This is a genomic window from Prevotella sp. ICM33, from assembly GCF_000517825.1.
In the GTDB taxonomy this organism is placed as follows: domain Bacteria; phylum Bacteroidota; class Bacteroidia; order Bacteroidales; family Bacteroidaceae; genus Prevotella; species Prevotella melaninogenica.
The window spans coordinates 57,539-69,134 of the sequence record NZ_JACD01000082.1; the positions used below are offsets into that span (position 1 = coordinate 57,539).

Annotated in this window: 7 protein-coding genes; 1 reads left to right on the forward strand and 6 read right to left on the reverse strand. The window is 40.0% G+C overall.

Going from position 1 to position 11,596, the window contains the following annotated elements:
• Window positions 1-24 precede the first annotated feature (24 nt).
• The 4 genes from HMPREF1505_RS10310 to HMPREF1505_RS10325 form a co-directional block, all read right to left on the reverse strand.
• The gene (locus HMPREF1505_RS10310) at window positions 25-1,224 is read right to left on the reverse strand and encodes a DUF4876 domain-containing protein (protein ID WP_036925160.1); all 1,200 of its coding nucleotides are present in this window, start codon (window positions 1,222-1,224) and stop codon (window positions 25-27) included.
• A gap of 4 nt (window positions 1,225-1,228) precedes the next feature.
• Entirely contained in the window at window positions 1,229-3,955 is a 2,727-nt protein-coding gene (locus tag HMPREF1505_RS10315; protein ID WP_369758975.1) for a TonB-dependent receptor domain-containing protein, read from the reverse strand.
• A 464-nt stretch (window positions 3,956-4,419) separates the two neighbouring features.
• The gene (locus HMPREF1505_RS10320; RefSeq protein ID WP_036925148.1) at window positions 4,420-6,918 is read right to left on the reverse strand and encodes a zinc-dependent metalloprotease; all 2,499 of its coding nucleotides are present in this window, start codon (window positions 6,916-6,918) and stop codon (window positions 4,420-4,422) included.
• A 53-nt stretch (window positions 6,919-6,971) separates the two neighbouring features.
• Window positions 6,972-7,661, reverse strand: coding sequence for a peptidylprolyl isomerase (locus tag HMPREF1505_RS10325; RefSeq protein ID WP_036925149.1), 690 nt, complete (start codon window positions 7,659-7,661; stop codon window positions 6,972-6,974).
• A gap of 348 nt (window positions 7,662-8,009) precedes the next feature.
• On the opposite strand from HMPREF1505_RS10325, the gene HMPREF1505_RS10330 reads away from it, so the two are divergent.
• On the forward strand, window positions 8,010-8,921 hold the full coding sequence (locus tag HMPREF1505_RS10330) for a DMT family transporter (protein ID WP_036925150.1): 912 nt from the start codon (window positions 8,010-8,012) through the stop codon (window positions 8,919-8,921).
• A 356-nt stretch (window positions 8,922-9,277) separates the two neighbouring features.
• Here the strand turns inward: HMPREF1505_RS10330 and HMPREF1505_RS10335 are convergent, their stop codons facing one another.
• Together HMPREF1505_RS10335 and HMPREF1505_RS10340 are read right to left on the reverse strand one after the other, a co-directional pair.
• The gene (locus tag HMPREF1505_RS10335; RefSeq protein WP_036925151.1) at window positions 9,278-10,087 is read right to left on the reverse strand and encodes an SGNH/GDSL hydrolase family protein; all 810 of its coding nucleotides are present in this window, start codon (window positions 10,085-10,087) and stop codon (window positions 9,278-9,280) included.
• 2 nt (window positions 10,088-10,089) lie between these two features.
• A complete protein-coding gene (locus tag HMPREF1505_RS10340) occupies window positions 10,090-11,064 on the reverse strand; it encodes a transporter (RefSeq protein ID WP_036925153.1) in 975 nt (324 codons plus the stop codon).
• Window positions 11,065-11,596 lie beyond the last annotated feature (532 nt).

An 11,596-nucleotide genomic window follows, 5' to 3' on the forward strand; every position in this document is an offset into this window, starting at 1 on the left:
TGACGATGACATACGGAATTAATATTATGGAGTAACCGATGTTGACACCTCAAAATCATTAGTACTATTGTTTGTATCCATGAGAATGCTATGTCCGCCTGCTGCTGTAGAAGCTATCTTACGATAGATAACCTCACCCGACAGACCTGCCGTTGCATTAATACTTATATAACCAGCATCAATGTCATTGTAAAGACGCTTCTCACCAACGTCTGTTCCTGTTGCCTTATGACGAAGGAAATCAACACCATCAATAATATAACGCTTTGGTAGAAGTCCATACTGTGTACCGCTTGTCTTGCCAAACTTATAAGTAAGTTTCAGTTGACTGATGTCTGCAGAAGAGCGGAATATAACCACACCTTGCCCTGTTGTGAGGATATTCATGTATGAAATGCCCGAATAGATATTAAAGACATTCTGCAAAGCAGGTACCTCTGGATTGTTTAACATCTTACCTTTCACGTCCTTTGCTTCAAAGTTTGCGTTCAAAAGACTATGCTCTAACGGACTGTTAAGACTATGATCAATAGCACTATTCACCAAGAGAACAGTTCCACCTGGAGCTACCTTATAACTCTTATCAGTTGGTATACGGAACACTTGCTTAACCAATACGACTGAATCAGCATAGTTTGTCTTGAGGTTTTCGAGGGTATAAGCCTGTGGGACATCGGTCTCAAGCAAACCAATATAAAGGCCAGCAACATCTACAGAATCGTTAGATTGATTGTAAAGTTCAATATACTGACCTGCTACATATCGCTTATTATTATTGTCTTTAGAGCCTGCAGCATATATCTTACTGATGACTATATCTCGTTTTACAGAGAGAGTGGTTGTGAGGAGTAAAGGTTCTGAACCATTAATAAGTTGTGAATTCAAACTACCTGATACTGTTGCACCATTAATTACCTGACTACTTCCTGTAATCCTATTATACTCTGACGACGTTATATCCCATGAAGCAGAGATATTATAGACATCAGGAACAATATTAGAGAAGGTTGCTACTCCCGCAGCATCAGTCTGTGCAGAATAGGTAACACCATTCAATTGGAGGGAAACGGTATGCCCTTCTAATGTCATATGACCATTCAACTCATCGGGAAGTTGGAGTTGTACCTTAGCTGTTACAGCTTCTGAGGCATCTGAATAATCTACACAAGAACTAAAAACAAACGCTACTGTGAGGATCGAAAATAAATACTTTATTGCTTTCATATCGTTACAAATTAACATAAAGCTCTACACCAAAACTAAACTTACCCGTGTTGCGCTGGCTTAACGTTAGTGAGTTGTTGCCTGTTAGGTATGGCTCATAATAAATCATATTGTTCACATAAAGAGAAAGACCACCAAAGTTACTAAGCTGTTTAGTAAGTCTTCCTTGCAAATTCCATTCTATTGGCGACTTTGAAGGCTTATTATCGCTGACACGAAGAGTAAGGTCATTAATGGCAACAACATCAACTCCTGTTGGACGTGACGCATAATACTGGCCATCCATACCCAAGAAACCTGACCTCATGTCCGCTGTTATAGGATGCTCAATAAGGTCTGCACCAAAGTAACCTATTGGATTCTTATTTGCTTTAAAGGATGTATGCCAGTCATACCAAATTGCCTGAGCTGTGAACGAAGCCACCATCTTGAGTGCTGGAATATTCGTTACGACACGCAATGTATTGAGGAAACGACGATACTTCTCGTAATCTTGTCCTGAAGGATAGACTACTCTAAATGGTGTAACACTATAACTTGAATAAGACGTTGGCAATAATGCTGCCCTTACAGCTTCTGTATTGCGACCTGTTGAATAGGTCTTTGTCTCAGAATAAGCACCACTAAAGAAGAAAGAAGTGTGCAAAGGACGAATCTCTCCAAGTTCAAAATCAAACTCTAAACCTTTATTAATAGAGGTGTTTGTATTACCAACTGCACCCGTTGTCATATAGCCATTAAAGGTACGATAAGGGTTTGTATAATCAATTGTTGTAGCCTGTCCCGGTGTTATATTCAGTCCTTGCGCCTGCGTAAAGATACTATAAGGATAGACAAAGAACTCACCTAAGGATTCAAAACCATTCGGTGTACGGTCACGATAGGCAAGAATACTCAGACGACGACCACCTTTCAGTTTAAAGTCTACGCCCAACTCAACCTTAGTAGTTGTTGCATTCTTCAAGTTCTTAGAGTACTCTACCTTATAAGCCTGCGTATGATAGACCAACAACTGTGCTGATGGGTCAGACTGTGGGAAATAGTTAGCAGCCACACGGTCATCATATTTCGTATCAGGATAGAGGTATGCCAAGCCTGGAGTCTTAGAATTCATACCAATTCCACCACGAATATCAAGCCAAGGGGTAACGCTTAATGAAAGATTAAGACGTGGAGAAAGCGATGTTGTAGCAACATTACTGAAAGGTTGCATGGCTGTAAAGCGAAGTCCAAGGTTCGCACGCAGTCTGTTAATCTTATTAATATTCCACAAGAAGTTATCCTCTGCGTATGCAGCTATCTGATGTAAGCCTGGCACATCATTGAAAGCACGTGGACGACCATTGCTATTTGGTTGTAGTGGTAACAAATCATTGTCGTTATAATAGCCCTTTCCACTGTTCCAATCATAACGGTATTCCGCACCAACCTTAAAACTCTGGCGGGTCTTACCAGCCTTAAAATAGAAGCTGTCATTAATCTTTGCAAACAGATTACCGGGTCTGCTCTCTGTTCTTCCAGTAGCCTTATAAGACTGTGTCTTCCAAGGTACGTTGAAATAACCGGTTTCTTTAGATGTCAAGATAGGAAGCAGACCTGTGCTAACAGGTACAAATGCTGTTTGTACATTGTCTGTCTCTCCATAGCTAAGACCTAATGTATAATTGAGCGAACGCATGAAAAGCTTATCCAGAGAGATACGACCATTATGCGTCAGACCAACCGTTACGGTCTTATTCTTAGTTTCTGTTCCATCTTGAATAGCATCAGGATCATTACCTGACCAGTCTTGTGCAGATAACAAGCGTAGCTTTGTCTCTGTGTGCCAACGCTTACTGAGGTCATAACTATAACCAAGATTAAAAGTATAACGATCATAACTGCGTGTCTTTTGACGTGGGTCGCCCCAAGCCTTAGCATAGTCTAAGTTTACATTCATGATACCAGCTTTGTTCAAAGAGAATCCCTTTGTCAATGAAGCATTTGTCATAGCTGGATTCACCTTTGCCTTTATCTGCCATGGAGTTACACCAACCTTGGAATGAACAACCACAAGACCACTTGTCAAATCGCCATACTCAGCAGAAGGAATACCACGTATTACCTCTACATTATCAATGTTATCGGCAGCTATCTGACGCAAATCTGTACCAGTAAAAGCCGTAGATGAGAATTGTCCTTGTGTCAACAATCCATTATTAGAGATAGGAACACCATCAACAACAATGCTCGAACCAAAGGCACTTGTATTATTGTTACGTAGCGTACGGAGCTGTAGATTAGACTTCTGAGTCATGTCTACATTGCCCATCTCTTTACCTGGAATGAGTTGCATGATATCAGCTAATGACGAAGCCTGTAAGTGATCGATTGCCTGACGCCCAATAATAGAAGACGTGGAAGCGCCCGATGCATTCTGCTTTGCCGTCACAACAACCTCCTTTAATGCCAAAGAGGTTGGAACAAGCTGAACAGTAACTGTTAAATCTTTCTCTACTTTGAACGTTGTTGTATAGGTTTCATAACCCACATAACTAACTTTCAGCGTAAACGTGCCTGCTGGAACCTTTTGGAATACTGCTTTTCCGTCTATATCCGTTACATTAAAAGAACCTAATGGATCAAGCGAACAGTTAGCCATAATCACACTTTCTTTCGTATTCTTATCGGTAACAACAATGTTGACAATATGACTTGCTGCTGCTTTTGATGTTCCTTGAGCTCTTAAAATTTACCCTATCGACAACAAAAACAATAGAGCTATGAGCTTTATTACTTTCATTTAAAAATCCTGAAATTAATACCTTTAATTGTAAAACACATTGCAAAGGTATAGAAAATACAAGTATTAAGCAATACTCTAAGTTAGGTATTCTTTACCTAATAATTATGAATAATCATGTAATTTAGCCTTACAAAATGTGCATCTATGCCTTTTTATATCTTATTTCATGATTAATAGCATCCAAAACTTTCATTATTTACATTGGTGCTAACGCTCCGCACATATGGTGCGGAGGCTTAACACCATTCGTGTTGACTGCTAAATACATCGCAAAATACCATAGTGGCAAGTCCAAAACTACAGTTAAAGAAAACGTCCATAGCAGAACTTCAAACTCTACTATGGACGAATATTACAACCATAAAATACAAATAGTCTTCTTGTATATGGTTCGGAATGTACTTAAACAATTACTTTACTGTCACACGACGCTCACGAATCAGCTTAATCTGACGTAACAAATCGTTGTAATGAAGGAGGTTAATGCCTTCACTTTGTGCTGCTTGCGCCTTACAGAACTGCTCAACAGTATCTAAATGCTGCATGAGATAGAGCATAATATCTGAATTACTTGCACGGTCAGCAACGGTTGGTTTGTCTTTCTGAACAGGATTTAAAAGGCTATTCAGTTGGTCTACATAGTTACGTTCGAGTAAGCGACGTGTGCGTACCTGCATATCATTAAGACCAGTGAGTGGCTTCCAAACACTGTGGAACAAATCATTAAGATAGTCTTTGAACTGATAAGCACCTGCCTCACGCTGGTCCTTATAAATCTTATCCATAATAGTTCCGTTCATCATCACCTTCAGAATACGATCCTGATAAGTACTGATTTCGTCGACAAGGTCGGTACCTGCAATATCAGTCATAGATGAAGGATAAAGCCAAAGTGGTGCTTCAAACACCTGACGACCGATATAGTCAACAGCATCTCTACCCTTCTTAGCTGGTGCAACCTCATAAGGTTTCTGCCCAGGCATATTGTTAATGTAACGACCACCAATGTTCTTCAGTACATGATTCGTATAACGTCCATACTGACCAACAACACTTCGCCACATTTCCATGCGGTCCTCGTACTGGTCGTTAGGCTGACGTGTCCACTCTGGAAGCTTCGCAACAATACGTTTCAAGTTCTTAATACCATAATCACTCGCCTTCACATTGTCATCTCCAAGGTCTTCTGTCTGTGCACGTGGGTCTTCATTCTTACCCTCACCACCAAACCAAAGACGCGGATTCTTAGCAAGAATGGCTGTTGTCTCAGTCATCAACTTCTCCTTCTCGTCCATCTCATCTTTGAACTCTGGACGATACTGATAGCCCCAACGGATTGCCCACTTGTCGTAATCGTTCACACGTGGGAAGAGTCCGCGCTCTGAAACGTTGTCTTCTGGCTGTGCTACGTAATTGAAACGAGCGTAGTCCATAATGCTGGCAGTGTGACCATGTTCCTCTACCCACTTCTTATCGCGTAGTTTCTCTACAGGAGTAGCATGGCTTGCACCCATATTATGACGCAATCCGAGTGTATGTCCCACCTCATGACTTGATACAAAGCGAATCAATTCACCCATAAGTTTGTCGTCCATGTGTGCCGTCTGTGCACGCTTATCTAATGGAGCACACTGAGTGAAGTACCACTTTGTCAAGAGGTTCATCACATTATGATACCAACAAATATGACTTTCGATAATCTCTCCACTACGTGGATCAACGATACGAGGACCATATGCGTTTTCAATCTCAGCTGGAAGATAACGAAGAACATTGAAACGAGCATCATCAACACTCATCGTTGGGTCATTAGGCCACTCTTTTGCCTGTATAGCATTCTTAAAACCAGCAGCCTCAAAAGCAACATTCCAATCCTCAATACCCTTCATCAAGTATGGAACCCACTTCTTTGGTGTGGCTGGATCAATATAGAATACAATAGGTTTGATAGGCTCTGAAAGCTTACCCTTTGCATATGCCTTCTTATCTTTAGGCTCTAAACGGAATCGAGAGATAAACTGCTCGCGGTCTGTCTTTGTCTGATCGTCGCTGAAGATAGTATATCTATTCGTAAAATAACCTATACGATTGTCCCATACTCGCTTACGCATAGGTACCTTTGGAAGAAGAACAACACTGGTATTCAGTCCGATTGTCATCGCACCTGTATAAGAAGCTGGTACCGCAGAAGGTGCACTTGAATAAGTACGTGTCGTAGCAATCTCAACATTAATTGGATAAACCTTCATCGTATCTATGAAAGTACGGTCAGACATCAGTCCTCCTAACTTCAATTGCTTAGAGTTATCTGACGATACACTCAGCACTGCATTGTCTTTAACAAACAATGGTGTGACATCAATCAGCTGTGCCTTAGTATCCTTGTTACGCCCAATCACCTTGAACGAAGCTACGATAGGATCAGCTGTTGAGGCTTTCAACGTACGCGAAATACTGCTCTTTGGATCAGCTTCCTGCGAAAGAACGTAGGCACGAAGCAACATTGTCTTATCATCACGTTGCTCAAAATAAACCGTCTGTTGGTTCACTGCCTCTCCTGCAAACTTACCAAAGTTCTGTGGAACAGCTGTAAAACGAGTCACAGCGAGCAAGTATCGACCGATAACTGAGTCTGGAACCTCAAAATACCATTGGTCATCAATATGTCTTACGGTAAAGAGTCCCTGCTGTACACTTCCTTTTTTCTTTACAAGTTGTTCATAAGCAGAAGGCTTTTCTTGTGCCTTTTCAGGTGCTTTACCTTTCTGAACACTCTGTTTTGTAGTGTCTTTGCACTGTGTAATCGTATCTTTTACAGCACGATAGACAAACCTGTTACCTGCTACACCTACTCCACTTCCGAGCATAAGCGCAAACAGACAGGCTGTTGCTTTTCTGTTGATTGACATAAATTTATAGTAACTTTACTTTGTATTTACTGTTTGAGATAATAAAGACAACCCTATTTCAATATGGTTGCTTTACGGATACGGACATCAACTAATGGACGGTCGTTGGCGTCAACAGGCTGGCGTTGAATACGTTCAACAACATCTAATCCATCTAACACCTGTCCAAAGACTGTATACTGTCCGTCCAAATGAGGCGAACCACCCACTTCTTTATACATTTGACGCACCTCAGGTGTCATCTGCACCGTACTGTCTGTATGTTCATTAAGGCGTTTCTGCGCCCAATCAAGCTGTCCATCAGAGAACTTTATACCCCATACAATATAGAATTGTGAGGCAGACGACTCTCGTTTAGGGTTGACATCATCGCCCTCACGAGCTGCAGCAACAGCTCCACGACGGTGCAAAAGCTTCGGATAATCTATCTCTGCAGGGAGCGAGTAGGTCTCTGGCGTGTCACCTAAAGCCTGTCCTGGCTTTGCTTTCTTTGAGCCCATATCACCTGTTTGAATCATAAAATCTTTAACAACACGGTGGAACAACACCCCATTATAGGCACCACTTCGCACCAACTTTAAGAAGTTATCACGATGACGTGGTGTCTCATTGTAAAGTTGAATACGAATGTTTCCACTGTCTGTTTCTAATAACGCTTCATGGCGTAATGTATCAGTTAAAGACTGTGCATGAACATTAGCTACGAATAAAGCCAGTAAAAAGGAATATATTAACTTCTTCATCTGTTTTAATAAAGCATAAATTATTCGCAAAGATAAACAATTAAGAACAAATAACCTAATTAAGCGAGGATAAAAAAGTGGCTAAAAGACGACATATGTCGAGGAAAGAACGTACCTTTGCACAATGAATGCAGGTCGTTGATAATATCTTCTCGTGAATTATTTACGTGAAAAGAGGAGTTTATTTTCATGGAAATAAATGTTTTTTATCACGTAAATAAAAACTTATTTCCATGAAAATAATTTATGAAAGCAAGTTTATACATATTAAAGTAAGAAAAGAGAGGATTCATAATAATGACTGACTTTCAATAGTTTAATATTAATTTAAATTACAACAAACAACTAATGACACAAACAAAAAGTATATTTCAACAACCTCTATGGGTGACTATCTTTGCCCTCACAGCTGCCATTGCATGGGGCTGGGCTTATCCTTTGATTAAATTAGGCTTCTCAGAGTTTGCCATCTCAGCAGATATGACCGGCTCAAAAATGCTTTTTGCTGGTATTCGTTTCTGTCTTTCGGGACTGATTATATTGGCGATTGCAGGTACTAAGAAGCGTGATTTCAAAGTGAGAAAGCCTATAGATTGGTGGTATATCCTTCTATTCTGTATGATGAATACCACCTTACATTACGCCTTCTTCTACTTTGGATTATCACATAGTGAAGGTTCACGAGCAGCCATTCTCAACTCGCTTAGCGTCTTTTCTGTCGTTATCTTTGCTTGTATCTTCTTCAAGAGCGACCGCATGACAGTCAAGAAGATTATAGGATGTATTGTTGGTTTTGCTGGTATTCTATCACTGAACTTGGGTGGAGCTGAGAGTGGAAAGTTCACATGGTTAGGTGACGGAATGATTATTCTCAATGCTCTTTGTGGTGCATCAGCATCACTGCTTACGCGTGGATTAGGCAAACGTGTAGATGTATTTGTTGGTACAGGCTACAGCTTAGCAATAGGTGGTGCATTATTGATTATCCCTGGACTAATGATGGGTGGTGAACTTCCACAGATTACCCTTTTAGGTATTACCTACCTACTCTTACTCATCGCTATTAGTACATTAGGTTTCACGCTCTATAACAAACTACTCACTTGCAATCCTGTTGGTAAGGTAGCTATCTACAATTCATTGATTCCAGTTGTCGGTGCAGTTACCTCTTGCCTATGCCTTGACGAAACATTCTATATCAAATATATGATAGCTGGTGCATTAGCAGCAGGGGGTATATACATTATTAATAAGAGTTAGACACCTAAACAGCTACTTTGTGCAAAGAAACCATAGCTATAGAATATCCCCAAAAGACAAGCTCTATAGTACCATTGTCCCATAATAGCAGCTTAACATCAATCAGATTGTAAAATAAAATCATAGTATTAGAAAATAACTAAGGCTTAATTGCATTCGAATTAAGGCTTAATTGACGTGCAAAAGGGCGTTAGTTGGGATGTAACTAACGCCCTTTTGCAATGCTATTAAGCACCTATTACCTTACAGCTTTTTAACTACCTGTTTATCTGAAGCTTACAAATGCATCCAAAACAGTAGTGTTTTGAAGAGAAACATGGTATAAAAGCCATTAAGATTGTAATAATATTTCAAATCTATCGACGACCGTGATAACCCATACCATGCTTCTCGTCATGTTTGAAACGAGTAGCAAAATCGGGCTTTTCCATATCTATAGGATTTGCATTCAGCTCTGGTTCGCCCATCCACTCTACAATCTTATCCACCCAAAGGGCAGCACCTTGACGTGTTGGATGAATACCATCCGCTCGAGAAGCAATGACAGAACTACTGTCAAAGAATCGACCTTCACCCGTACATTCACGTATCACATCAACAATTGTTCTATCTTTTATCTTCTTCCAAGGGAGAGGACCAACCCATACATATGGAATATTACCAACACGACTCAGAATCGTTTGAATTGCTGTTTCACGTCTACTATAATCCTTATAACCTAAGTCATTGGTACCTAAGCTAATAATTATATAAGTAGGGCGTACTCTTTCAATCTGATATTGAAGGTCGGCAGCAATCGCCCAGTCGCGTGTTGTGCTACCATACCATACGATTGAATGAAACTTAAAACCGTTCTTTACGGCATAATCATTAAATCGAGAGCCAAGACCATCAGCCATAGAGTCACCAATGAGAAGTACTACTTGGTCACGACTTTCTGCCACCTGTGACACTCGGGTTGTCGATGTGGGCAATGGTTCCATTGCCATCTCTTCTACCGAGGCTAAAGCTGTTTGAGATTTAGCAGCTACTGGCATTACATCTGGTTCAACTGATTTAGCCGGTTCGACATCATGTTCGTTTATTCCATTAGCATCCTGCGCTGAAACAGCAGGTGACAAGAGGAAAAGAAATAGTAATACTATAAAATACTTTATTGTTCTCACAATTATTTATTTTTGCGTTTAATGGCGTGGTCATACCGCCATATCTCTACGCTGTTAATAATGTTCTGCCACAAGATGTAGCAGCCTGGACCCACAGTTGACAATGGATTCAGATAAGTGTAGGCTATCCAGATAGCAAAAGCAGTGTTCTTCTGCCCTAAAGCCTGTCCCGCATTAATCGTACTGCGGAAGAAATGACCAATATATCTGCCTATGGCAAATTGTATCAAGCAAAGTATTAATGCCAACACTGCTATCAACAAAAGGAAGCTAACAGCTACCTCAGCATGGACAATGTTCTTTACTGTTGTGCCTGAAACGATGAATAATGAACATCCCCAAAGATAATAACTAAGGTTGTTCACACTGATTACCCATTGATAGAACCTACATAAAGTGTGCCAATGTTTCGTTATATAGGCCAAAATCATCGGTACTACCAATACCAGACACACCTTATAAAGAATTGCCACAAAAGCACTCCAGAAAGTTATATCTGCTTCAGCATCAAGCAAGGGAAAGCAGACTGGTATCAACAAGGCACAGAGAAAGTTGGAAAGGAAGGTATAAGTTGTCATTTCCTCAAGGTTTCCACCTAACTTCTGTGTAACCACTGCGGCTGCTGAGGCACAAGGACAAATGATACAAGTGAGTAGAGCTTCAAGTAATATGAGCGACTTACCTGTGACATGGAAGAACAAGATTGCCCCAATAACAACCGCAACCATCAGCACTTGAGAGACTGCTATCCAAAGATGCCACCCTACTGGAATTAGCTTACGGAAGTCTACCTTGCAAAAGGTAACGTATAAGACGAGGAACATAAACAATGGAAGAGCTGCGTCAAGGATAGGAGCAAAAAAGTTTGCTGCGCCATCCAAGGCTGGTATAAAGGCAAAAACAAGGTATAATAAACTACCTATAGCTATTGACACTGGCAGTGTCCACTCCTTTATAAATTGTATGATTCTCCTCATCTTTTATCATCAAATCATGCAGTTTCTCCCCCTTTTCAGAAAGGGAATGGACTGCAAAGGTACGAAAAAAGACTGAAAATCAGCAATATAATTCAAAAAACGTAAATATGATTAAGACAAATTCAGAGTTTACAATTATAGAATACATTAATTAAACGACAAAGAATAAAGACAAAAAATCTGGTTCTTCCGTTAAATGTGTGAACGCTTTTCATATTGCTTTAATGTAAGAAACGAAGTAACTCATTAAACAAAAATATGGATGAGACAGTCAACTATCTATCCTTTTATCATCCACTTTCATTGAAAACAATTTCATTTAAGACTTCAAAAATTTATAGACAAGAATTTGAAAAATCATTACATAATTTCAAGTAAAACATCTATAATTAATGGCAAAAACACATATAAAAAGTAGCTCTATAATCAACAGAAAATCAATTAGTTATAAATTAGTAAAGTAAAAGGTGCTTAATAGGACTTCAAAAGGGCGTTAGTTAGACCTCAAAAGGGCACCTTTTGCAAGCCAATT